The sequence below is a fragment of the Candidatus Gracilibacteria bacterium genome (assembly GCA_010119145.1).
In the GTDB taxonomy this organism is placed as follows: Bacteria; Patescibacteriota; Gracilibacteria; order BD1-5; family UBA6164; genus JAACSU01.
The window spans coordinates 21,011-46,006 of record JAACSU010000010.1 but is presented as its reverse complement, the minus strand read 5'-3'; the positions used below and the strand labels follow the sequence as shown (position 1 = coordinate 46,006).

Here is a 24,996-nt window from a genome sequence, read left to right as displayed (position 1 = left end):
AACTCTCAATACTGAGAGGTTTTTTTGTTAACTCGTCGGACATACAACTCACCATTTAGGTTGACGATTTGTTTTTGGAGTCCAAGCTGGTGTCTCTGTATCAAATCAAGCTGGTATACTGGCAAATTGTGAAACACACCATGTACTTAGATCCTGATTAAAAGATGTAGCTCAATACAATAGTGATGTCATTATGGTAACATTCTTTGTATTCCACGATGAAATATTTCAATTAAATTGTGAAGCTCAAATAAACATTCAGTTCATGTTCGTAACACTACTCGTATCCCAGGCCTTATAAGTACTTCCATCTCATCTTGTAATAATTTTTGTATTTATGTCTTGATTAAATACTATAGCTTGATTAAACATATTTCTCATTGAAGTAATTTTACTCGTATCCCATGAAGATATATTTTGATTAGATTTTGCAGCTGTTCTAAACATATTATATGCATTTACTGCTTTTATAGGTTTCCAGTTTCAAATATCCTGATTAAATTCTCTCGCATCTTGAAAAGTACTTTCGAAATTTGTTACATTTGAAACATTCCAAGCTCAAATATTTTGATTAAATACTAATGCATTATAGAATAAGTAGTCCATTTTCGTTACATTACTGGTATTCCAATATCAAATATCTTGATTAAAACTACCTTGGTTATAAAACAAACCTGCCATATCAGTGACTTGTCATGTAAAAATATTGTAACTTGAGTTAGCAAATGTGTAAACATTACTGTCAGGTCATGTTAAAGAATATGTAGCGTTTCATCACACTGTTCCGCTAGAAACAGATTTCAACATTGCAGTATCTACAATGAGCATATTTAAACATTCTCCACCTGTTCCTATTTTTCAGACATTGAGAGAATCATAACAATCAATAGAAGGTCAAGTACTTGATGATGAACTTACTAAATTACTAGAATCAATTCCAGATTTATTATTTAGGAGTATTTGATCAACAACAGCTATTTCACTCCCTGTTTTGTTTTTCAGGTTATCATATTGTTGATTCTCAGAAATATTTGAGTTTGTGTAGTATGAAATAATATTTTCTCAAAACAATTGTTTTTCGCTAGTGTTTGCAAGTGAAATAGTTGGTCCAGAATATAAAACAGGTGCGGTAACACTCGTAAGTACTCAAGGAGTGAAACTAATTCATTCCTTAAGTGTTTGTCACTGTGGTATAAAATTAGTAAGGTTTCAAGGAAGATTTTTTGAATTTTTAATTGAAAAGCTTTGGTTTGCAAAGATTTGCTCAACTGTAACATCTACTATTTCACTTGTTATTATAGTTGGAACTCAAAGTATATATACAAAATCTGATTCTTGAATCGCAACTATTTCTCTATTATAGTTTCACACAATATTAGTGTAAAAAGTATTAGCTGCATTGGCTTGATTCGTCATGAAATTAAAGCTCGTAAGTGGACTCTCACTTATGGCTCAAAGTTCATACTCTTGTCTTGTATTCGTCGTAGAATATGCATACGGAGATCACAGTAGTGGATCAGTAGGAGTTTCAGAAATTCTTTGTACCGTATTTCTTGTAGCATCTCCAAAGACTCCTTGTTTCCAAGCGAGTGAACCTGAGTATGTTACATTAATAAAATCAGTTGGATCTGGATAATATCATTCTGTTGTTTGAAAAAATTCAAGTGCTCTTTGAATCGTAGCTAAATCAGAAATTCGTGCTGATTCACGTGCTGTTACGGAGTATCATTGGAGTGAAATGAATCCTATCGTCCCTAGAATTGCGAGAATCGTGATAACAACTATGAGTTCAACAAGTGTAAAAGCTTGTTTCTTGAAATAATTCATAAAATTGTACTTATAAAAAAACTAATACTGTATTTATAAGGATTAGGAAGCTGCTTGCAAGGAGTTCAGGTTGACGAAATCTCATTCATATCTAGCAATATTTTTTATTAACCTCTTTTTAATAATTTTCTCATTTTTCTGATACTGAGTTTTCCTGTTGGAAGTTCCTTCATATTTGCGAACTTAACAATTCATCTCTCAGAAAGAAGTATAGCAATCGGTCTTGTAACCTCTATATGAGCCAATACAATATTAATCATTACCATAATCGGTACTGAAAGCAACATACCTGTTGGTCCCCAAATCGTACCCCAAAATATAAGTGAAATAAGAATTACGAGTGGGCTCAGGTTTAGTTTGTTTCCCATAAGTCGTGGTTCGATGATATTTCATATCAAGACTTGAGCAGAAATCATAAGAACTAGAAAAATAAAAGTAAGTGACAGTGACTCAAATTGGATCAGTGAAAAAATAACTGGAAAAAATACTGCAATAATAGAACCTATGTTTGGAATATAGTTCAATAAAAAAATAAGAAATGCCCAAAATATTAGAAAATCTAGTCCGAAAAAGTACATGATCATAAAACTTATAAATGCTACCAAGAGACTTACTATTGTTTTTATAAGAAAATATGACTTTACATCAGCCTGAACCTGATCAAATATTTTGAAAAATGCTCCTCTATCTCATCCAGCAATAATTCTCATTTTATTAAAAAATGATTTACTCTCCAAAAGAATAAAAATAGTAAAAAATAATATCATTCCAGTATTTTTCACTATATTAGCAATAATCGCTGCAGTTTGAGAAAATATATAGTTTAAATCTAATGAATCCATTATTTGACTACTCAATACCGTTCCATCAATATTATATTTTGATGTCAGCGTATTTATGATATTGCTAAGTTTCTCTTCATAACCTGGAGCTCCTAAGATTATTTGCTCAATATTTGCATTAATTATTTGAGATACAAGGTAGAAAAAAAGTCATATCGTAACAAGTGAACACACAAGTGAGAAATATGAAGGAACTCACATATGTTTGTAAAATCCTGAAAGTGAAAGTATTATAAAGGATAAGAGTATTGCTATAACAAACGGGATAATTATGGGAGCTCAGATATAGAGTACATATACAAAAAATCAGAGACTAATAAGTCACAAATTGATTGCTATAAATGATTGATACTTTGTTTTCATATATTACGTTATTAATTATTCACTTATTTGCCAATACTCTCACCTCGAATATATCTCAGAACCATCAGCTGAAGTAATCGCTGGAAATATGAGATCACACTTTCGTACATCAGCTAGAAAATCTACGCTTGCACTACATGGACAGGTTGTGCAAATGGCATTTCAAAAGATACTTCCTATATCTGGATTATATAAACAGGTTCTAGCTGGATTAAATGTCGGGATGCATGCTCCATATCCAGTATCTGGGGAAATATTTTCACAACTATACGCACTTGGGCACTGATTTGTATTTTGACACTGAGTTTCTAAAATCGGACATCAAAGATTATTAGCTGTTCCAGCTATGAGTGGGCACATATCTTCACAGTTTCAGATTCCATCTCAGTCGCTATCTTGTAAACAAGCTTCCCCATCCAGAACTTGAATAATAACTGTCGCACTTGCAGTTTTTCATAAAGAATCTGTAACAACAAGTAATACATTATACGTTCAACTACTTTGATACAAATGATCTATATTAGACGCATAAAATGGAGTAGAGCTATCTCAAAATGACCATTCATAAGTATAAGGTCCTTGTCATCCAGAAATTCTCGCATTAAAATTTACAAGTAAATCTTCATAACCATAAATAGGTGTAGCATCTATATCAACGCTGAGTCATTCAGTTGCACTGGTATCAGTTACTATATACGTCATTTGTTCTGTTGCAGTTTGACCACATCCATCAGCAACAACGAGTTCAATATTCCAAACTCAGCTTTCTAAAAATGAAAAATTATCTACATATCTCCCTTGAGCTTGTATGCTCTGAGTGGTTCACTCCCTGTTAAATTTCCAGTTGTATTTTATAGTTCCAACCTTGCAGCTTGTATCAACCTCTCACAAGAAATCAAAAATATTATTTCAATTATCTTCCTGATTAGAAAAATATATTTCCTTACAATTTGTATCTTTTGGGGTACAAGTGTCATCAAACACATCTATATCTAAATCTATATATGTGACTTGCTTCGTTGGATATACAGTATAATTCATTGTTTCACTTCACGTATTTCCACATCAATCAATGACATCGAGTTGAATGCTCCACAGTCAATCTAAAGGAAATGCTCTATTATCCTGAAATAATCAAGTGGCAAGCGTCTTTGTTCCACTCTCTAGATGTTCGAAAGTCCAATTATATTTTGTCACTCAAATATTACAACTTGTATCTACCTTTCAGGCAAAATCAAAAATATTATTTCCATTTGTTTCTCCACTTGTAAAATCAATCGGAGTACAATTTGCATTTACTCATGAACAGGTATCATCAAATACATCAATACTCACATCTATTTTTTGAACCTTTGGAACAATATAGGTCATCTCTTCGCGAGCTGATTGTCAACATCCATCTCTCACTTCGAGAGATATTTTCCATACTCCAGCATCTAAAAATGAAAAGTTATCTACATATCTTCATTGCCTTGAAATAACTTGTGAAGTTCCCTGCAATTGGAATTTCCAATTATAACTTATATTTCAAACCTTGCAGCTTGTATCTACATTTCAAGCAAAATCAAAAATATTATCACCGTCTGTTTCATCACTGGAAAATGATATTTCCTGACAATTTGCATCTATTCAAATACACCCATCATCAAATACATCTATATCAGCATCAATATAATTCTTTGTTGTCTCTGGATAAACAGTATAGGACATTTGTTCACTTCACGTATTTCCACATCCATCACGAACCTCTAGTGTAATATTCCATAATCCATCAATATCAAAAACTTTGTTATCTTGATACACTCCGTTTGATTTTCTCTCCGTTTGAGAGGCACTATGAGTATAGGTCCAATTATATGTAATGATTCATATCTTGCAGCTTGTATCTACTTTTCAAGCAAAATCAAAAATATTATCTCCATCATCTTCTCAACTAGTGAAATCTATTTTTTTACAGGTATTATTTCCTAGAGTACAATTATCATCAAAAACATCAATATCAACATCTATTTGTTGGCTTACAGTTTCAGTAGAAGACTCAGGAACAAAAATAGTTGAAAATACTTCACTACTTTGACCACAAGTATCAGTGACTCTTAAAATAATTCTCCATTCTCATGAATCTTGAAACTCAAAATTATCTATAAATTCTCAATATTTAAAAGTTTCTTGTCCAGTTGATTGATGTATAAATCTCCAAACATATCAACTTGGTTTTGTGATTCCAGACTCACAACTTCCCTGCGCGTCTGCATGAAAATCATAGGTATTTGAAGGATCTTTAAGATCTGAAAGTTTACAATCTACTTGTCATGGAGTACAAGTTTTTTCAAATATATCCAGCGCAAGAGCAAACTCATCTTGTGTGACTTCATTACAACTATTCGATTTGAGTGCAATATATGACATCCTGAGAAACTGCTCCTTAGTTATTGATTGTTTTGGATTGATATTTCACTGTGCGTCAGTTTCTAAGAGTTTTAATACTTTTTCATTTCAACTTGTGTCATATTCTGTAATTTCATAAGTCATGGCTTTTCTTATATATCCATAGAAGGTATATGGATTTCCAGCACTGTCTTTAGCTCTGACATCACTTCACAGTGTTTCAGTTGTTGTTCCATTTAAGATACTTTCAATAACTACTTGGTTATCATTGATAGTAAAAATTCCAGAATTACGTAAAAGTACCGCAACTGCTTCTTCTAGATTAATACGATTACTTGGACAAAAAGGTCTTTCTCAAAAACGAGTTGTTCCATTCTCACAACTCTGAGATATATCATATCCACGAACATAGTTTTGTTTATCTGCTTCTGCAACGCAATAGAAATATGGATTACTCGCATTTATATCAAAATAGACATCTTTCCCTGTAAACTCCTGAATAAGCTCATAATCAGTGTGCGGAGCAATACAACGTTCACAAATAACTTCCATTGAGATTCAAACAAACTCATCTCGATTTAAAAATGTCTGAGGATTGAAACGTGATGATCCATCTGGGATGATCATTCCTCTATCATAGAGGGCTTGAAGTTCATCTCTATACTCGTAATCAGCAGAAATATCGCTAAAGATATCCTCAACAAGAGGAGTAGCTGTAAATCCAGGAACAAAAGTTAGTATCCAGAAGAGAAATATGTAAAGTATTTTTTTCAAAAATATTCTTATTTACTAAGTATTCACCGTAGCGTACATAACTATTCCTCACGCAACTGAAACATTGAGAGATTCTTTTTTTCCTAACATAGGTATCATAACTATTTCATCTGATTCATCAAGCAAAGTTCTTTGAACACCGTTAATTTCGTTTCATAATATAAGACAGATGTTTAATGGTGTATTATTATACAGGTTTTTATAATCTATACTTTTCTCATCCAGCTCTATACTGTATATAGTAAATCAAGATTTTTTAATGTAACGTAAACACTCTTGAGCACTTGAATAATATTCCCAATCTATAGATTTTTCTCAACCCAGTGCTGTTTTAGAAATTTCTTTCCGAGGAGGTGTGGGAGTACATCCAGTAAGAAAAATTTTTTGAAAACCAGATCCGTCAGCATTTCTAAAAAGAGCTCACACATTTTGCATGCTTCTGATATTGTCGAGTAAGAGAATTTTCATAATTTATTTATTGATTTATATACTCATATTGAAAAAAAAGCATGAAAAGTCAATGTATTCAAATAAAAATAAGCAGAGTGATGGATGAAAACATCTATTAGTCAAAATATATTTCAAGAAACTAGTACGTTTTGATTTATTATTTCAGCTATATAGAGTATACTAGATGTATATAACTATATAATATGTTTGAAACTCTTAGTATTATTTCTCTGTTGGTTGTACTATTTTCCATTATTTTATATTTTTGGAAAAAACGTTACAACTATTCCCGTACACTTAAGACGGTTTTTTTACGTGTGACACTTCCAAAAAAGAACTCTGATTCAGATGCAAAAAAGGAAACCACGAAAGATTTTAAAGAAATGGTTTCACTCATGGAGCAACTTTTATCCTCTTTGAAAAGTACACATTCATCTAAAATACTAACAAAAATTCTTGGCCAAGATATTCTTACTTTTGAATATATAGCTCATGATGGAGAAATACTCTTTTATGTAACCTGTTCAAAAGACTATAAAAAACTTTTGGAAAAACAGATTAATGGATTTTATCCAGATGCTATAATAGAAGAAACGAAAGAAGTGAATATTTTCAAAGACCGTACATCATATGCAAATACCTACCTCAATACTAAAAAGATATTTCCCTATCCAATAAAAACATATCAAAAACTTGAATCTGACCCAATAAATAACATTACGAATGCTTTTTCAAAACTAGAAGAAGATCAATCAGCAGCCATTCAAATTCTTGTAAAACCTATTGATGACGATTGGCAAAGTAAATCTACAAAGATATCAAGTACCATGATGCATTCTAAAAGTTCTCATTTTACTCTCAATCCTATTAGGATGTTAGTTTCACTCTTTGAAATGTTTTTTCAAAATAATGACAATGATGATAAAAGTTCTCAGGATAACAGTTCTAGTGCCCTCACACAAGATAGATCTAAAACAGTTGATGAGAAGTGAGATAAAACTGGATATGAAGTAATTATTAGAGTTATTACAACCGGAAATAAGCAAAACGATACTGAAATAGAACTGAAAAATATAATAAGTAGTTTTACACAGTTTTCACATCCTGACTTCAATAAATTCTACCCCACGATTCGACATAATCAGAAAATACTTATCAAAAACTATATTTATAGATATTTCACGAAGCCATTTTGGCTTAAAAAAATGATTTTAAATACTGAAGAACTTGCTTCGATATTTCATTTTCCACATATAAGATATAATGAAACACCTGAAATAAAATGGCAAAACTTCAAAATAGTAAAAGCACCAAAAGATATGCCAAAAGAATGACTTTTACTCTGAGAGAATATTCATAGAGGAGTAAAAAAAGAAGTCAGAATCAAAACAGAAGATAGATTTAGACACTTTTATGTTATTGGGCAAACTGGTACTGGTAAATCATCTATTTTACAAGCAATGGCACGTCAAGACTTTGTCAATGGAGATGGTCTTGCTATTATGGATCCTCATGGTGATTTGGTAAAAGATTTACTCCCATTTATTCCAAGAGAAAGAGCTGATGATGTCATCATATTTGATCCATCTGATGAGAGTAGACCAATTGGTCTCAATCTCTTAGAAGCACTTCCCGAAGAACGAGATATGGTAGCACAAGATGCAACTAATATAATGATAAAACTATTTTGAAACGAAGTATTTGGCCCAAGACTTCAAGATTATTTTCTCAACTGAGTTTTGACTCTTATGGAGTATCCCCAAGGTTGAGCCCTCACAGATATTATCAGACTCTTTACGGATGATGATTTTCAAAAAGATCATGTCAGAAATGTAAAAAATCCAATCGTAAAAGCATGGTGGGAAAAAACCTACGCTTCTATGTGACAAAGAGAAAAACAAGAAATAATTCCGTATTTTGCAGCTAAATTCTCAGGGTTTATCACAAATGCTACTATGAGAAATATTATCTGACAGACAAAGAGTTCGTTTAATATTGCTCAGTCAATGCAAGAGGGGAAAATTATTCTTCTTAATCTTTCAAAAGGTTTAATCTGAGACCTCAATTCTCAACTCCTAGGTATGATTGTGGTGAGTAAAATACAAACAGCTGCGATGCAACGTCAACGAATGGAAAAAGAAGACAGAAAGGATTTCTACCTTTATATAGATGAGTTTCAAAACTATGTCACTCCATCAATAGAATCTATTCTCTCTGAAGCTCGAAAGTATCGACTCTGACTTGTTCTGGCTCATCAATATCTTGGTCAACTAGAAAAATCTGACGCGCTCACAAAATCAAGTCTCAATCTTAAAAACGCGATTTTCTGAAATGTATGATCAGTCATGAGTTATAAAGTTGGTCCAGAAGATGGAGAATTTATGGCAAAGTATTTTCAACCTACATTTTCTGACGCAGATCTTATTAATATGGATAAATTTAAATGAGTTATGAAACTGGCTATCGATAATCAACCTTCTACACCTTTCTCAATTATTCCAACTAATCCCTACTTGGAAACCTGAGATCCTAAAATAGCAAAAGCTTTTATAGAACTATCTCGATTGAAATATTGACGAGACAAAGCATTTGTCAGTAAAGAAATAGAGTATAGAATTTGAATAAAGTAACTACCTATGACAGATTCACAAAACATAGAACTTCTTCAAAAAAAACTGAAGCATGCCCAAGAATGGATGGCTCGAGAAATAGAAAACGCAGAACAAGTACGTAAAAATAAGCTTATCAAAGATAATGCAACTATTATTTGAAAAGAGTTTAATGTAACACAAAAGATACAATATTTTTTAGAAGATTTTTCACCTCAAGATATTCCACAGTGAACTATAGAAAATATAAGGTCCTCTGAAATACTATTTGAGCATATTTTAGAGGGCTACCATCTCGATGGGACAGCTGTAATAGTAGGATACCAAAAAGTACTAGATCTTTTAGTAGAAATAAAAATAACTGAGTGATTTCGTAAGTTTATTCAAGAAAAGTGAATCTCTCATGCTCCAGAAAATAAAGTTCTTGAAAAGAGTTTTTATGCCATAAATGCAAATCATTATACTCTGTGACTTTGAAGACTCTATCAGGCACTCCAAAAAATTAAAAATAATAAAATAGATGGACTTTACTTGTTGCATTTTTCTCAGTATATTCACTCTCACTCATCTTTAAAAAAATCCTTGCTTGAAAGTGATTTTTTCCTACAATTAGAGCAACTTGTAAATTCAAATGCTGTCTGAGAAAAAAGACATCAATGAAGTCTCAGTTTACAGGATACAAAAATATGTAGAGAACTTTGTATTTGAAATTTGTATGAGAAAAACTGCCTCATTTACATATTATTAAATACTGATTAATATACTTTTTTCACAAATAAAATATGAAATTTTTACTTGTTGTTCCAGCAATTATCTTCATTGCTCTATTGATTATAAATATAGGTATTTTTTCACTTACGAGAGAAATTAATTTCTTCTGGCTCTTTCGTTTTGATATTCCTGTGGTTATTACTATCACTCTATTTTTTATTATCTATATGCTCATGATTTGGGCAGGCCTGAGTTTTGGAAAGGTATTTACAAATAGAAGAATAAAAAGTTTAGAAACCGAAGTCTACGAGCTCAAATCAAAACTCTTAAATAAACAAGGGGAACTCATTAAAAATATAGAAGACAAATTTGATAAAAAACTCTGAGAATTCAAACAAGATTCTGATAAAAAATTAGAACTCACAAAAAAAGAAACTGAAAAAGTAGTCAGCAATGTAAACTATGATTTCAGTACCATCAAAGATAGACTTACAAGAATGGGAAAAAAATAATTTTAAAATCCCATTATATACTTCCTACAAAACTTATGTTTTACATCGTCCCTACTCCCATTTGAAACCTTGAAGATATGACCTTTCGGGCTGTTCGTATTTTACAAGAGGTAGAATATATTGCATGTGAAGATACGAGAACTTCATGAGTGCTTCTCAAGCATTATGATATTCATACTCCAACACTTTCATATCACTCACACTCTTGAATAGCAAAAGTTGAAAAGATTATAGATATGCTAGAAAATGGAAAATCTGTAGCTCTTATATCTGATGCGTGAACTCCAGGTATCTCTGATCCAGGTTATGCTCTGGTCCAAGCTGTCTTGGAAAAATGAATTGAGATCACAGCTCTTCCAGGTCCAAGTGCTGTAATTACGGCATTATCAGCGAGTGGAATGAGTTCTCATCATTTCTTGTATCTTTGATTTCTTCCAATTAAAAAGTGACGACAAACACTCTTAACACGTATCTCTGAAAACAAAACTGAAACAGTCGTTATTTATGAAAGTGTTCATAGGTTAGAAAAAACTCTTAAGGATATCTTAAAATACTTTTGAGCAGATCATCATATCGTAGTTGGAAGAGAACTCACTAAAAAATTTGAAAATTATCAAAGAGGAACGGTAACGGAAGTTATAGCTTATTTTTCAGAAAACCCAGGAAAAATAAAATGAGAATTTGTAATACTAATATAATCTCATGGATTTAGGCACATCTTTACGTAAAAATGCTCGAGATGAGATAACTGTGTTATCTATAATTGCGCTCAGTGTCCAGGAAGTATATAAAAATATAACTTGAAATACTGTGAGTGTAAAATCAGTTCAAATTAAGTGAAAGAAGATATTTATAAAAACTGATAACAAGCTCATAAATAGTGAGCTCTCACTACTTGTTTGAAATATTCATGAAATCCTTGACATGAAGATTACAAAACTTTGATTCCCTTCTCTCAAAAATATGACACTCAGTTTTATATAAAAAACTCTCAACTTTGAGAGTTTTTTTATATTTAATAATTTTATTGATTCAATTTTGTAAGTTCTATTTTATAACTCACCCCATCAATTATTATAATGTTAGAGTCTAGGCTATATTGCTGAGATATTTGGAGTGTATTAGCACTGAGTCAAGAAGCACTCACTCATCAAACTAATGACCCTACAGTCATAACTACTCCTGCTATAGCGAGTACTATAAATGTACTACTTTTTAGTTTCTCATCAAAAAATATGTAATAGCTTCGTATAACTGTTTCTATCATGCAATCGTATCAATTAGTAGTAATACATAGAGTATCTCATAAGTTGTTCATTGAGTCAAAAAAACTGTCTCAATTATGCAAATATCCTGAGTGAGCATTTTAAGATATTATTTTCTTTTTGTGAATAAGAGACCAGATCAAGAAACAGATAATAAATACTCCAAAACTTATAAAGAATCCACCATATCACGCGATAGATAATATGATTCAACCAAGGAAGAGTCCTACTACGTTTGCAAAATTCTGTAGGATTTTCATCGGTGCAGCTGAAGCATTTGCATCGATTTGTTTGAGTCACTTTTTTTCTGCGTAGGTCGTATTATAACTCTCTAGAAATGTAGCAACTGATAAACTCATACAAATAGAATACCCAACTGAGTTTAGGAGAGCTAGTGGCATAACTATGAGGAACTGAGGATCACTTGCGAAAAATCACATGATAATCAGTGATGAACCTGAGAGTATAAGTCACGCAACAGCAACCTTGTACACTCAAATTTTATCAGCAAGTTTTCAAAACATATCTTGCAGAGCAAAGGCAGGAATAGCAATAATACCCAGCAGAATAAAACTCCAACCTGACCGAACTTGATCTAAAAACTCAATAAGAAATGTTGAGGCAAAAGTATCCCAAAATCAAAAAGTTAACAACATTATAAATGACCAGTAGACAATGAGATAACTATGAGAAGCATATGAAAGTGTTTCATAAATTTCCTTGAAACTCTTTAATGTTTTCGACCTCATTTCAGAGAGAGAAATCATATCATCCGATATTTTAATCGGATTTAAAAATATAAATTTAGATTGAGAGAGTGTATTTTTTAAATCTATATTACTCACGGTTTTTACCACAACTTCCTTTGTTTTATTAAGAAATCAGGGCTTGAAATAAACCTGAAACTTTTTAACTTCATGAATATTGAGAGTTGTAGTTTCATTATCAAAGTAACGGTACATGAGTACAAATATAAGTACAATGATAACTAATATATGAAATATAATGAGTTTAGGAGAAAAGGTCAAAATAAATCAAGCAGTGAGAAGTCATAAAAATGACCCAATTCAGGTAAATAAATTATTTTGAGCGATAATAGACTTGTATTGATCAGGAGTAGCATTACTTAAGACATATGAAATATTTGTTATATCATTTACCTCCTTTGTGAAACCATAACACATTGCAGCAATGAGCAAAAGTAAAAGATTTAAAGCACTTCAAAGAAAAAACTGTAATACTCATTCTAACACTCAAGCATTTTCAGAGACACTCACAGCTATAAAGTTGGTAACTTCAAAAATAAAGTTTCAAAATATAAGAATAGCAACAACCTGTGATATAACTCACATGAGATAGAGCGTTTTTGATTTAAAGTAATACTGTAAAATACCAATAGGCACATCAAATAAAAATGCAAAGAGGTTCCCTAGTCAGAGAAAAATTCAAACGAGTGCAAGTGATTGGAGTTGAAGCGTAAAAAAATATACTGTGGTAAAATGAAACATCATCGTTGAGAAACTCAAAAGCCCCACTGTTAAATGGAGATTCCTTCGACGATTTCATGTAAGTCATCCATCAACGGAAACAAGTACTTTTTTTTCTCAGGCCATACAATTGTAGTCTTAAAAATATGTATATACGATATGATAGCATATTTCCCTATTTAATTCAAAAATCTCACTTGTTTTTTTAAGATCAAATTTCTATCTCACCACTCCTATATTTGTGTAAATATTCTATATATGATATACTGAAAGTATCTTGTAATATTATCTAAAAAATCATGGCTTCAGGCAAAATCCAAAGCGTAGATACAGAAAAACTCAAAGAAGAAATATTGAAAAAAACACCTGAAAAAGAGTACTCTTCTTCAAGGTTTTCAAAAATCGAATCTCAAGTCATAGAGTGACTTGCAAAACAAGATACTCAACAAGTACTCAAAGATATTACTCTTTGAGCTTTGGTACTATGAAGTTCGGATATTCACTATGAGTGTTTTATAAAATACGTATTAGTGCGATTTAGAATCGACTGAGTACTCGTTGATATTTTCAAACTCACACACATACAGTACAAAAAAATAGTTGAGAGACTCAAATACTCTTCAAACTTAAAACTTAATATTACAAATATACCTCAAGATGGGAAGTATTCTTTTGAATTAGAAGGAGAGAAAAAAATTGACGTCAGAGTCTCTACCCTGCCTATTGCTTATGGAGAAAACATTGTATGTCGTATACTAGATTCACAAAAAGCTATTATTGATTTCGAAGACCTTTGATTTTTTTGGACATCTAAAAGAATGCTTGAAAAGGCCATATCAAAAAAATCAGGAATGATTTTAGTAACATGACCTACTGGTTCATGAAAAACTACGACTCTCTATACCATACTCAATCATCTCAATACTCGTGAAAAAAAGATAATTACTCTTGAAGATCCAATCGAATATCAGCTTGAATGAATCGTACAATCGGAAATTGATGATAAAAATTGAGTTACTTTTGCGAGTGGACTTAAAGCATGTCTCAGGCAAGACCCAGATATAATAATGGTATGAGAAATCAGAGACTTTGAAACTTTACAAACTGCTACTTCAGCATCACTTACAGGTCATCTCGTTCTCTCTACTCTACACACTAAATCAGCAGCTGATACGCTCGATAGAATTATAAACATGGGACTGAAACCATATATCCTTGCTTCAGCACTTGATACAATTATTGCTCAAAGACTCGTAAGAAAAATATGTCCTCATTGTAAAGTGCAGCGAGAAAAATCAAATCAAGAAACCGCTCTCATTGAAGCTATGATGAAAGAAACAGGAATGAATATAGTATCAAGTGTAAGTATGAAACTCTATGAAGGAACCTGATGTGAAAAATGTAATCATTCCGGGTATAAAGGACGAATCTGAGTGTATGAAATAATTACCCTGAATGAAAAAATAAAAGAAATCATTAGATCTTGAGGTTCTGTAGAGCAGGTAATTCATGAAGCGAGAAATTGAGACCTTATAACTATGAAAGAAGATGGTATTCTCAAGGCTCTAAAATGATTTACTACTATCGAAGAAATAATTAGAGTTATATAACTGTAAAAAAATCTCTCCAAATTGGAGAGATTTTTTTAATACCTTGAATACTTTTTTTGAATTATGTATTATTTCACAAATAACATACCTTGTTTCGCGTTGTATCCGTCATTAGCGACTCAACCTGTTATACCTGAACCAGAAAGAGTATGAGGAGCACTCGTTAAACTTGCAGCTGTAACTGCAGTTTCTTTCGATTTATCTATGACTCTATCAAAACTATAGCTTGTGAAGAGTTGAGCAGAATATTTCAAATTTGAAGAAGCTAGAGTATATGCTGCATTTAAGTTTGTGAGTGTTCAGTTATTAGTAGTAAGATTAAAAGTTCCTGTTCCTCAGGTAACACTTCGAGCAACAAGAGTCCATCAACCACCTGCTATTTCCATATCACAGTATACACTTACAACTGCTGATCCAGTTGGATTTATTTCATAAATTCAGCTATTATTTCCATTACCAGTTTGTTTCAATCTCTTACAGTTTGCCTTTGGATTTGCTGCTCTCAGAACAGTTCCTGTTCACTCTAATTTATCAGTATCTGACAAATGAGCTATGTAAGTATTTGTAGTTGCCACTACGTCGACGCTCGTAAGTCAAGAAATATCTTGTACTGGAGTGTTGTAAATAGTTGGATCTGTAGAAGTGAGAATTCATAATTTCTTACCATAAACTTTTACAAACCTTTCATCATAATTAACAGCATTTGCTTGATTTCAAAATGTATTTTTAGAAACTAACCCTCATTCCTCAAGGAGTGTCAGGAGTTGAAATGATGTTCTATCTTTAGATACATAGTATGTGTAGTATGTTCCATCTTTAGGATCTGTTCATCAGTTCGTATAATCAATAGTTTCAAGTACGTCTACTCATAGAAAACCTTGGTATCCTATGATATTTGTAGCACCACTTGCTGTAATATCTATATAATCATCTGGAAGTGGAAGAGATTTATTTGATCCATATACTTGAATAGAGTCATTAAGTTTAACCATTTGTGAAACTCTATTAGAATCTCGAGCTCAAGTAAGGTAATTAGAATAAGAGACAAATCAAATTGTAGATAGTATTCCTATAATCGTGATAACAACTATAAGTTCTACAAGTGTAAAGGCTCTTATTTTCTGTGAAAAGATCATAAAGTCAGAAAATTATTTTATAAACAGACTTATATTATTAAAATGCTCATATAAAGCAATAAAAATAGATTGCTCTTCTATATAATCATATTATAAAATGTTTAGCTGAATTATCGAAAAAAAAGGAAAAATACTTTCTATAGAAAATGGAACCTATACTGTAGAAAACTTGTACTGAAGCGAGTTAACACTTGGACAGTCTATAGCTCATGATTGAGCTTGTATGACGATAAATGGTTTTACTTCAGAAAGCTATAGTTTTTTTGTAATGTTAGAGAGCTTAGCTAAAACAAATTTTTGATCTAAAAAAACATGAGATTTTTTTAACCTAGAACGTTCCCTCAAAGTATCAGATAGAATAGACTGACATTTTGTAAGTGGTCATATAGATTGTATAGGCCTAGTAAAAAAAAGAGAGCTCTTAGATGATGGATCACTTTTATTAGGAATTAATTTTCCTGAAACTTTTTCCAAGTATACTATAATAAAGTGATCAATTGCACTTAATGGAGTGAGTCTTACTATTGCAGAAAAGTCAGATTGATATATACTCGTTTCTCTCATTCCCTTAACTCAAGACTGGACAAATCTATGAGAAATCAATCTATCTGATTGTATAAACATTGAGTTTGATCTTCTAGGAAAATATATACTTAATACAAAATAATATGGCTGACTTTACCCAAGAACTCAATAGTATTTCAAATATTCCAAAAAATATAAAAATAGCATTCATCACTGCTGACTTTAATAGTCTCTATACAACTCAACTTGAAAATCTTACTGAAAAATTACTCGAGGAACATCATTTCAGAGACATTAAAAAATTTAGAGTTCCCGGAGCATTTGAAATTCCAGGTATGATAGAAAGAATTATGAAGCACTGAAATTTTGATCTTATTTATTGTTTTTGAGTCGTAATACGTTGAGCAACCAGTCACTATGACTACGTATGTAATGAAACAGCAAGGTGAATCATGAATGCAACTGTGAAGTATAAAACCCCTATTATTTTTGGGCTTCTTACCTGTGAAAACAAAGAACAAGTTGAAGAGCGTATAAACGCAAATCTTGGTATTTCTGGACTCAATTTATTATCAGCAAGTCTCGATGTCTAATATTACAATACAGCAAATATCATGAGTAGTGCTTCATGGGAAAAAACTATGAAGAACTATCTGATTTCCTACCCTCAATATTCATTTAGATTCACGTACAATACATTTTTGAGTCTATGTTATTCGAGCAGTTATATGTAATAAAATATATGATTGAGTTGGAACATATTTAGAAGGAAAAAACCTCTTTGAAGCCCATATATTTAACTTCAGTCAAGAAATTTATGGGGAGATAGTGGAAATAATTCTCCTCAAAAAACTACGAGAAAATAAGAAATTTGATAGTTTTGACGCACTAAGATGACAAATTACTCAAGACAAATTTGAAGCAGAAAATATAGTTTTAGCCGTGCTCACTTTCTGAAGTTTTGATCACATACATCCATGACATGAATATTATCTCAAACAAGCATCGAAATTTTGAAATACACTCATTACTGTTGTGGCAAGTGATGAAAATATAGAAAGAATTAAATGAAAAAAACCTGACTATACTATGAGTGATAGAATACATTCATTAAATGCGCTTGGTATTTCTGATATCATCGAAGCTTGAAGTAATACTCGTCCTATGCAATGGCTTGAAAAATATAAACCCTTTTCTATATGCCTAGGATATGATCAACGTTGAAAATATGTAGACTCCCTTCCTAAAACCCTCAAAGAGCTATGACTGAGTAGTCATATTATCACAATAAAAGCTTTTCAACCTGAAATATTTAAGAGCTCACTCCTAAAACAAAAAAACAACACTCATTAGTGTTGTTTTTTTTGATTTGAATGTGAGAGTATTTCCTGATATTCTTCAAGCTCCGTCCATTTTCAAAGAGAAGCAAGTCTCGCTTGGTCAGGCCAAGTAGTTGGGATATAGTTAGTATATCAATTCCCCGCTTCAAGTAATATTTGTTCTAATCATGCGACATCAAGTCGAACAATATCTGCAAAGTTATGTACTCATTTTAACGCTAAAAGTTTTTTAATTTTTGAGTCTATTCAGATTATGAGTGTAATATCTCAAGTGACTATTTCCTCAAATATTTCATCATCATCTTTCTCAAATATTTTTTTTTCTTGTAGAGAGTTTAATTTAGAGGCTTCAGTGTAATTTTTAATTTTTGAAACTGGTTTAATCAGCCAACCAAACATCATTCCTAAAAAAAATGTTCCAGCGAGGATAATTAATATCTCAAAACTCGATTCAAAGAGTGTTGCATCGGAGGGTAGGTATTCAAACATAGGATGAGTGTATAATAATTTAATTGAATCTTATTGGCAAGCGAGTTCTTTCATTTTAGAAATAGTAGTAGTAAACACGTATCATGTAGGCTGGTTAATATCCCACGGGTCTAAAACATCTGCTCTATAGAGTAGTTGAAAAGCTTTTACGGCTTCAAAATCATCTGCATCATAACTTCAATCTACTGTAAGATTATTTCCTATAGAATTCAGAAAATTTTCAAGATATTGAACTTGTATTGTACTGTTATTTCAACCGAAGGCTATAGGGCCAACGAAATTATCAGAACATACTCAATCTCAGCTACTCGTTCAAGTATTTGATGAAAATACAGGTACTTTTTCTTTGATTAAATCTCCATTTTGAGTCATAGTCTCTTGTTCGAGAGCTTCTAACAGTGTTCACGAACTTCCAGTTGATGATTCTGGAACGTCTAATTCAGTATTAACACTTCACTGAGATAGATCATTATTTCAAAGGAGGACATCATTACTAGAAAGACTTTGAGTTCCACTTGAATCAGATGACGAAGATGGATTTATCTCATCAAAGCTATCTTCAGTGAGAGCTCAAGTATTCGAAACGAGCGTATTTGCAGCAATAGTGTCAGTACAGAATCATTTTACATTACATGTGTACCAGTACCAAGATGTATATCCCCAAGCAATTGTAAGAATAAGTGTAAAAAATATAGATATTATTTTCATGATTTATTTGAAAAATAGAGAAAAACAGCTTACTGTAACTATACTAAAAAAAAGCTTCTCAAAGTCAAATAAGTGGCAAAAACTTGCGTGACATTGAACAATCTTTATACTAAAACTCATAAATTAGCGATACCCATTTTATGAAAAAAAAATACATATCATTTTTGATTCTACTCCTGGTCTTCACATTTCAAAACCAGTGAGTTTTTTGAGCTGAAGAAATTTGCGCATCTCAAAGCTGATTTGGACTTTATACATGTAGAAACGAAAATATATGCAAAGGATATGAGTCAGCTAAACCAACGTATAACGTACTTCCCTTTGAAAATGCGTGAGACGCGACCCCAGCGTTCCAAAATCAAAAAGCTGCTGCTCCAGCATTAGATGCGGCTAAAGAGCTTTACAGAGCAAATATTTGAAACATATATAAATGTGCCATCATACAGTCCCAAATAAACTCATTAAATTTCTTAAATAAAGAGCTCTGACAGGAAAACTCCGGTCAACTGAAAGATTCTATCTGATGACAACTCGATCAAAGACTCCAAAGACTTGAAATATCTAGTAATACATTGGGGTGCACACTGAGTGATAATCAAACCGTTCAAAATAAACTCAACATACTCAGGGAAACAACGACTCAACTTTGTACCTACGTAAATTATTTAGAATACCTAAAATGATATTACGCACAATTAGATAGATTCGCAGATGAAAGTGAGATGCGTAAATCGTATGGTCAGGATATAAAAATAGATGACCAATATACTCTGACAGAACTTCCAACTATTATAAACAGTATAGAGACGGAAATTGCCCAAGAAATATCTCACAGTTACAAAGTATTTCCAATTGCCTATCACGCGTATAGTGATTATGAAAATAACTTTCCTATTCACTATCTTCTTGAAATAGTCCACGCAGATGTAATCCTCTTAAAATCTCGCTTGTATGAAACGCTTATGCCTATAGCTCAACTCTGACTTAAGGTTATTAATGCCATGAGTTACTAAAAAAATCTAAGAATTAATTCTTAGATTTTTTTAGTAAAAACAGGTATAAAGACATAAGTCACAAGAGTCAAAAAACGAGCAACAATCACTGAATGTATGAAGATGTATCGAGAGTAAAATACTCTACGTAATACTCAAGAGTTAATAGTGCTATAGTTCAAAGAGATACTGCAATGGTGAGTCAAAAGATCATGAGATAAATATACTCTCCTGTTACTGCTGATTCAAGCTTATTTTTTTGCCCTCATAAAATATGCATAAGTTTGAGCTTTCCATCTTTAAAACTACGCAAGAAACTTATAGAGACTAAAAATGTAAGAAATGAAAATATAGTAACATATGTGAGACAGAAATAAATAATAAGGAGAACTTTTTGTGCCACATCCAATACTATTTCTAGAATCTCCTTCGCGTTTATAAATACTACATCTCATCCTACAGCTTGTGAATATTCAAACTGAATATTTTCAGCTTTATTCTCAGATTTATAAGAAACAAAATATCTCTTAGGAAAGTTCTCAAAATCAGGCTCAAATACAGAAAAATAAAAAAATGGATTACTTCCAGATCGTACAGCCTTTCGAATATTTTCGACAGTGAGAATTTTTTCTAATCAGGCTGAACTAAAAAGTATTTCATCTCAAATATCAATTCAGAGCTCTCAAGCAAAGTCTTCGTCTACAGATACTCAGTTTGAACTTATAGGATTTCAAACTATGATATCTCAGTCCATATTTCTTGTAGTTGAAAGAAACTCTCGAGAAAATTGCCTTGGCCGAGCTCATATTCTATTTGAGTACTCTAAAATATCTATCCCTTCCACTTGTAAAATTCTGAGTGGAGTAATTGTATATATTTCCTCTTCACTAAAATATTGTCTCGTAATTTCTATATCATCAGGTGATACATCGACAATAAAACTATCATTACTTGTAGCTGTAAAATTTGAAATAAAATTTAAGAAACTTCCTGAAAATACAAAAAATACAAATATAGAAAGAAATGAAATAAATGAGGAAAATACTATAAAAAAAGATACATTTCCTGGCTTAATAGTAGAACGGACAGCATCAAAACTATAAAAACTTATTTTTTTAAGGAGTCATCGACTCAGAAAATATATAAATTTCAATAATAAACTACTTAAAATATAGAGAATAATAATGGTTCCTGTAAATCATAAACTATATAAGAATGCTTCAAACACAGGTATATTAGATATGACACTTATCGCGTAAAATCCAATAAAAATAAGAGAGAGATACACAAAATAATTCACAAACCCAAAATTTGAAAAAAATGAACTATCACTGAGTAAATCTCTAATTCTCGAAGTATAAATTTTGTAAAACGGAGAATATACTCAAATCAAAAGTAATACTAATGTGATTAACATTCCCTGAACAATAGATTCTGGATGAAAAATTAAAAAATCATAGAGATTTCATAAAAACACTAAGGCAAGAGCATTCATTACAATTGCAAATATGAGAGCAATAAAGAAAATTCCAGCAATAAAAACAAGATTAAACATAAACATTTTAGTTTTGGAAAGACCAAGAATGGTTAATAATCCAAGAGTTTGTTTCAGTTTTTTATAAAATGTTTCTAAAGATAGAATAATTATAAAAAATGTAAGTACAAAAACTATCAGATTGAAGAAATTTATAAAGAGCCCAAGTCTATCTGTTATTTCTCAAATATTTTCATTTCTATCCTCTAAGCTTCTTATTCTCATTGAACTAAATTTGGAATCATTTTCTATAGTTTGAACTATCTCAGGATTATAATCTCAGTAAAATCAAGCATAATATTTTCTATCAATTCGAGAATTAGAACTATTTAATGATGCATCAAACTCTCAAATGGGTAAATATATTTTTGAGCTTACAGCAAATGCTGATAGGTTTCATAGTGGAGACGCTGTAATAACTCATAAAACTCAGTATTCTTTTCAAAATATGGTGATATTTTCTCAAAATTTTTCATATAATCACGCATCTATTATGAGTGTTCCAGATTCATTGATTATGTCATACAAAAAAGTATCATAAATAGGATAGGATTCATCATGATATACGAGATCAATAAGACTTGGCTGCTGCTGCGTGTCAAAAATACTTGTTTGAGTTTCTATAGTATGTGCAATTTTGAGTTTATCTGTATAGGTCTCATCAAAATAAGCTCTATCAAACTCTGAATTTCAAGAAAAGACAATATCACCTCATAATAATGGTCGAGTTTGCTCTTTGAGATACTCGTTTACAGAAAAAATTATATTACTCGAAAGTATATAAGAAAAAAGACTTAAAAAAGTAGCAAGAAAAATAAAGAGCAAATAGCTCTTTCAACTTTGGTAAATAATTTTTGAAACAGTAAATAACATGAGTGAGGGGTTATGTGAGTTCTAGTTTTCAATCGTGTACTCTATATATTTTTTCAGCAAGTTCTGCTACTTCATCATCATGCGTAATCAGGACAATCGTATTTCATATTTGTTTTTGTAATCGGACAATGAGTTCCATAACTATTTTTTTGTTTACAATATCAAGAGCTCAAGTTGGCTCATCAGCAAGTAAAAGTTTTGTTTTTCAAACAAAGGCTCGAGCTATCGCAACTCTTTGAGACTCTCCTCAACTGAGATTGTATACATACGAGTTTATTTTGTTTTCAAGCCCAACTATGGTAAGTATTTCCTTCGTACTAAAGTTTCTTTCCAGTTTATTTAAATCAACAATTAGATCTATATTCTCTTTCACAGTTAAGTTTTCAATGAGTTTAAAGTTTTGAAAAATATAAGAAATATTTTGTCCTCTAAAACGAGTCATTGAAGCGTCACTCAGTTTTGATATATTATTTTTATCGATTGTAACACTTCAAGTATATTCTCTGTCGATTCATGAGAGAATATTTAAAAAAGTAGATTTTCCACTTCAGCTTGGTCAAACAATAGCAATAAAATCTCCATCTCAAAGATTAAAGTCAGCATCTTTAAATATATCTACACGTTCCCCTGCAACAGAGAAGTGTTTTTCCAATTTTTGTATTTCTATCATTATTTATTTTTGAAGTATTTCCTCGTCTTGTAAAAACTCATAGAGATTTTGAGCTATTATATCGTATCATGCACTTGTTGGATGTATTCTATCTCCTTGATTCAATGAAGTTACTCATCATACATCTTTGAGAAATGATTCTAAAAAGTATATGTCTTTATTTTCCTTTGCTATATCAAAATACATCTTTTTGAACTCTCTGGTATAACTTAATCAAAAATTAGCAGGAATTTCCATTCCTCATAAAACAATCTCAGACTCTCACGAATACATATCTATTATACTCTGAATATTCTTTTTCAAATCATCAACCGATTGTCCTCTCAGTCCATCATTTCATCCAATCATCAGTAATACTATATCGGGATTTTGGTCAAGATACAGATTTGCTCGATTGAGTAAGTTTTGAGAGGTATCTCCACTCACTCACGCATTGACAAGCTTATAATTGTATCAATCTTGAGATAAGAGTTGCTGTAATTTACTCGGGTAACTTTCAGAAATATCAAGTCAATATCAAGCAGTGAGACTGTCTCATAGTGCAATTATAACTTGTTTATCTTGAGTTATTTCAGAGATATTATCTTCGTTATTTTGAATCATAGATGTTTCATTTGAATTTAAACATGAACTGAGTAAGAGTCAGAGAAATCAAAGCAATAGGAATATTTTCATAATTTAAATTATTTTATACAAAACGCTTTTCCCCATCTTGGAAAAAATATTGGAGTGTGAGTTGAATATTTTTGGTATTTCGCACTATCTTTATAATGCTCTTCCATTGGAGGTACACCAGAAACAAATCGAACTAGTAAAGTAATCAGTATCCAAGATACAAATACGAGAATACTTATTTGAGAAGCTATAATACAAATCCCAAACCAAAATACTGATTCTCAGAAGTACTGTGGGAACCTATGAAATGCTCTAAGACCAGAAATAAGAATATCTCAATCCTTTTTATTTTTTATAAATCAAGCAAGTTCAGCATCTGCTCTGGATTCATATAAAAGTCAAAATAGAGCTAAAAGTCATCCAATAAGTGTAAGAGCAAAGTTAGTTTCAAATCAACTTTGAGTATTTAAAAATATTATCGGAAGAGAAATGATAAACATGAGAACCCCTTGAAGCACATATACTTGAAAGAAACTTCTTAGTTTAAAGTATGTCCATTGTTTTCTCCATCTCGCGTATCGTCTATCTTCTCATTTATATGGAAGTTTTTTAGATAAGATATTCAAAGTTAATCGCACTCACCATCCAGTTATAAGGAGCGTAAGTAAGACTTGAGGAAGAATGTATGTATCATTTCAAATAAGAGTAATCCAGGCTATTGCAACAAATCAAAAACCCCAAAATACATCTACTATTGAGTTATCTCTCAGTTTAAGGGATACTACATAAAGAATAATATAAGATATGACGAGAAAAATAAGAACTTCAGACATTAGATTACTTTATTTATCCAAATAGAAAACGCGTACATAGCAACAGCAATAGCTGAACAAAGAAAAGTTCCCCACGCTATATCTGTAATAACAAAACTTACTGGATAATCTTTCAAAAAAGTAAGATTTGTGAGGTCATACATCGAGTACATCAAAAATCACATTATTGCTCATCACAATGCAATACTTCAATATGACACTGCATATCCAGATTTGAGTACAAAAACATATATCATCATCACGATCACAAACCACGCAGCAAGTCCTACTCCAAGATTCATATTGATACTTCCATTGGAGGATTCAACTAATGGACCAAACTTATCGATAATAAATTGATGCATCACCCTCCCCAAAAATATAGCATCACCAATAAGGATAACTCCGTACCCAACTGCAAAAGTTAGGATTATTTTCAAGATATCCATATATACGAATTTAAA

Annotated in this window: 24 protein-coding genes; 10 read left to right on the top strand and 14 right to left on the bottom strand. The window is 31.5% G+C overall.

The window, feature by feature from the left end; genetic code table 25:
- Positions 1-27: 27 nt before the first annotated feature.
- The 4 genes from GW846_05875 to GW846_05860 all read right to left on the bottom strand — a co-directional run bounded on the left by GW846_05875 (position 28) and on the right by GW846_05860 (position 6,662).
- A complete protein-coding gene (locus GW846_05875) occupies positions 28-1,827 on the bottom strand; it encodes a BspA family leucine-rich repeat surface protein (protein ID NDK10275.1) in 1,800 nt (599 codons plus the stop codon).
- Positions 1,828-1,934: 107 nt separating this feature from the next.
- Entirely contained in the window at positions 1,935-3,032 is a 1,098-nt protein-coding gene (locus GW846_05870; protein NDK10274.1) for an AI-2E family transporter, read from the bottom strand.
- A gap of 15 nt (positions 3,033-3,047) precedes the next feature.
- Positions 3,048-6,194 (bottom strand): PKD domain-containing protein, encoded by a 3,147-nt coding sequence (locus tag GW846_05865; protein NDK10273.1) that lies wholly within the window; start codon positions 6,192-6,194, stop codon positions 3,048-3,050.
- Between the two features lie 15 nt (positions 6,195-6,209).
- Complete coding sequence (locus GW846_05860) at positions 6,210-6,662, bottom strand: RNA methyltransferase (GenBank protein ID NDK10272.1); 453 nt, start codon at positions 6,660-6,662, stop codon at positions 6,210-6,212.
- Positions 6,663-6,961: 299 nt separating this feature from the next.
- Here GW846_05860 and GW846_05855 point away from each other — a divergent pair, with 299 nt between their 5' ends.
- Genes GW846_05855 through GW846_05835 form a run of 5 tightly spaced genes read left to right on the top strand, consistent with a single transcriptional unit; the run spans position 6,962 to position 11,460 of the window.
- Positions 6,962-9,274: a type IV secretion system DNA-binding domain-containing protein gene (locus GW846_05855; GenBank protein NDK10271.1), complete on the top strand. Its 2,313-nt coding sequence runs from the start codon at positions 6,962-6,964 to the stop codon at positions 9,272-9,274.
- Positions 9,275-9,280: 6 nt separating this feature from the next.
- On the top strand, positions 9,281-10,012 hold the full coding sequence (locus GW846_05850; GenBank protein NDK10270.1) for a hypothetical protein: 732 nt from the start codon (positions 9,281-9,283) through the stop codon (positions 10,010-10,012).
- A 23-nt stretch (positions 10,013-10,035) separates the two neighbouring features.
- Positions 10,036-10,476: a hypothetical protein gene (locus GW846_05845; GenBank protein NDK10269.1), complete on the top strand. Its 441-nt coding sequence runs from the start codon at positions 10,036-10,038 to the stop codon at positions 10,474-10,476.
- A 35-nt stretch (positions 10,477-10,511) separates the two neighbouring features.
- Complete coding sequence (gene rsmI / locus GW846_05840) at positions 10,512-11,174, top strand: 16S rRNA (cytidine(1402)-2'-O)-methyltransferase (GenBank protein NDK10268.1); 663 nt, start codon at positions 10,512-10,514, stop codon at positions 11,172-11,174.
- Between the two features lie 4 nt (positions 11,175-11,178).
- Positions 11,179-11,460 carry a hypothetical protein gene (locus GW846_05835; GenBank protein NDK10267.1) on the top strand — a complete coding sequence of 94 codons (282 nt, stop codon included), beginning with the start codon at positions 11,179-11,181 and terminating at the stop codon, positions 11,458-11,460.
- 40 nt (positions 11,461-11,500) lie between these two features.
- Here GW846_05835 and GW846_05830 read toward each other — a convergent pair whose 3' ends face one another.
- A complete protein-coding gene (locus tag GW846_05830; protein ID NDK10266.1) occupies positions 11,501-11,794 on the bottom strand; it encodes a hypothetical protein in 294 nt (97 codons plus the stop codon).
- Positions 11,795-11,842: 48 nt separating this feature from the next.
- Complete coding sequence (locus GW846_05825; GenBank protein ID NDK10265.1) at positions 11,843-13,354, bottom strand: MFS transporter; 1,512 nt, start codon at positions 13,352-13,354, stop codon at positions 11,843-11,845.
- A 173-nt stretch (positions 13,355-13,527) separates the two neighbouring features.
- Here GW846_05825 and GW846_05820 point away from each other — a divergent pair, with 173 nt between their 5' ends.
- The gene (locus GW846_05820; GenBank protein NDK10264.1) at positions 13,528-14,838 is read left to right on the top strand and encodes a type II/IV secretion system protein; all 1,311 of its coding nucleotides are present in this window, start codon (positions 13,528-13,530) and stop codon (positions 14,836-14,838) included.
- Positions 14,839-14,906: 68 nt separating this feature from the next.
- Here the strand turns inward: GW846_05820 and GW846_05815 are convergent, their stop codons facing one another.
- Entirely contained in the window at positions 14,907-15,974 is a 1,068-nt protein-coding gene (locus tag GW846_05815) for a prepilin-type N-terminal cleavage/methylation domain-containing protein (protein NDK10263.1), read from the bottom strand.
- A 97-nt stretch (positions 15,975-16,071) separates the two neighbouring features.
- Here GW846_05815 and GW846_05810 point away from each other — a divergent pair, with 97 nt between their 5' ends.
- The 3 genes from GW846_05810 to GW846_05800 are packed head-to-tail and all read left to right on the top strand — an operon-like array spanning position 16,072 to position 17,852.
- Positions 16,072-16,641 carry a riboflavin synthase gene (locus GW846_05810; GenBank protein NDK10262.1) on the top strand — a complete coding sequence of 190 codons (570 nt, stop codon included), beginning with the start codon at positions 16,072-16,074 and terminating at the stop codon, positions 16,639-16,641.
- 1 nt (position 16,642) lies between these two features.
- Positions 16,643-17,092 (top strand): 6,7-dimethyl-8-ribityllumazine synthase, encoded by a 450-nt coding sequence (gene ribH, locus GW846_05805; protein ID NDK10261.1) that lies wholly within the window; start codon positions 16,643-16,645, stop codon positions 17,090-17,092.
- A complete protein-coding gene (locus tag GW846_05800) occupies positions 17,085-17,852 on the top strand; it encodes an adenylyltransferase/cytidyltransferase family protein (protein ID NDK10260.1) in 768 nt (255 codons plus the stop codon). The genes ribH and GW846_05800 overlap by 8 nt, the downstream gene beginning before the upstream one ends.
- On the opposite strand, the gene GW846_05795 is transcribed toward GW846_05800, so the two are convergent.
- Together GW846_05795 and GW846_05790 are read right to left on the bottom strand one after the other, a co-directional pair.
- A complete protein-coding gene (locus GW846_05795; GenBank protein NDK10259.1) occupies positions 17,849-18,328 on the bottom strand; it encodes a hypothetical protein in 480 nt (159 codons plus the stop codon). The two genes, GW846_05800 and GW846_05795, sit on opposite strands and share 4 nt — an antisense overlap.
- Positions 18,329-18,358: 30 nt before the next feature.
- Complete coding sequence (locus GW846_05790; protein ID NDK10258.1) at positions 18,359-19,036, bottom strand: hypothetical protein; 678 nt, start codon at positions 19,034-19,036, stop codon at positions 18,359-18,361.
- 140 nt (positions 19,037-19,176) lie between these two features.
- On the opposite strand from GW846_05790, the gene GW846_05785 reads away from it, so the two are divergent.
- A complete protein-coding gene (locus GW846_05785; protein NDK10257.1) occupies positions 19,177-20,049 on the top strand; it encodes a hypothetical protein in 873 nt (290 codons plus the stop codon).
- Between the two features lie 13 nt (positions 20,050-20,062).
- On the opposite strand, the gene GW846_05780 is transcribed toward GW846_05785, so the two are convergent.
- The 5 genes from GW846_05780 to GW846_05760 are packed head-to-tail and all read right to left on the bottom strand — an operon-like array spanning position 20,063 to position 24,981.
- Positions 20,063-22,387 carry a hypothetical protein gene (locus tag GW846_05780; GenBank protein ID NDK10256.1) on the bottom strand — a complete coding sequence of 775 codons (2,325 nt, stop codon included), beginning with the start codon at positions 22,385-22,387 and terminating at the stop codon, positions 20,063-20,065.
- A gap of 58 nt (positions 22,388-22,445) precedes the next feature.
- Complete coding sequence (locus GW846_05775; GenBank protein ID NDK10255.1) at positions 22,446-23,105, bottom strand: ABC transporter ATP-binding protein; 660 nt, start codon at positions 23,103-23,105, stop codon at positions 22,446-22,448.
- A gap of 3 nt (positions 23,106-23,108) precedes the next feature.
- Positions 23,109-23,780: an arylesterase gene (locus GW846_05770; GenBank protein NDK10254.1), complete on the bottom strand. Its 672-nt coding sequence runs from the start codon at positions 23,778-23,780 to the stop codon at positions 23,109-23,111.
- Between the two features lie 8 nt (positions 23,781-23,788).
- On the bottom strand, positions 23,789-24,553 hold the full coding sequence (locus GW846_05765; protein ID NDK10253.1) for a DUF1295 domain-containing protein: 765 nt from the start codon (positions 24,551-24,553) through the stop codon (positions 23,789-23,791).
- On the bottom strand, positions 24,553-24,981 hold the full coding sequence (locus GW846_05760; protein NDK10252.1) for a DUF2177 family protein: 429 nt from the start codon (positions 24,979-24,981) through the stop codon (positions 24,553-24,555). The genes GW846_05765 and GW846_05760 overlap by 1 nt, the downstream gene beginning before the upstream one ends.
- Positions 24,982-24,996: the final 15 nt, after the last annotated feature.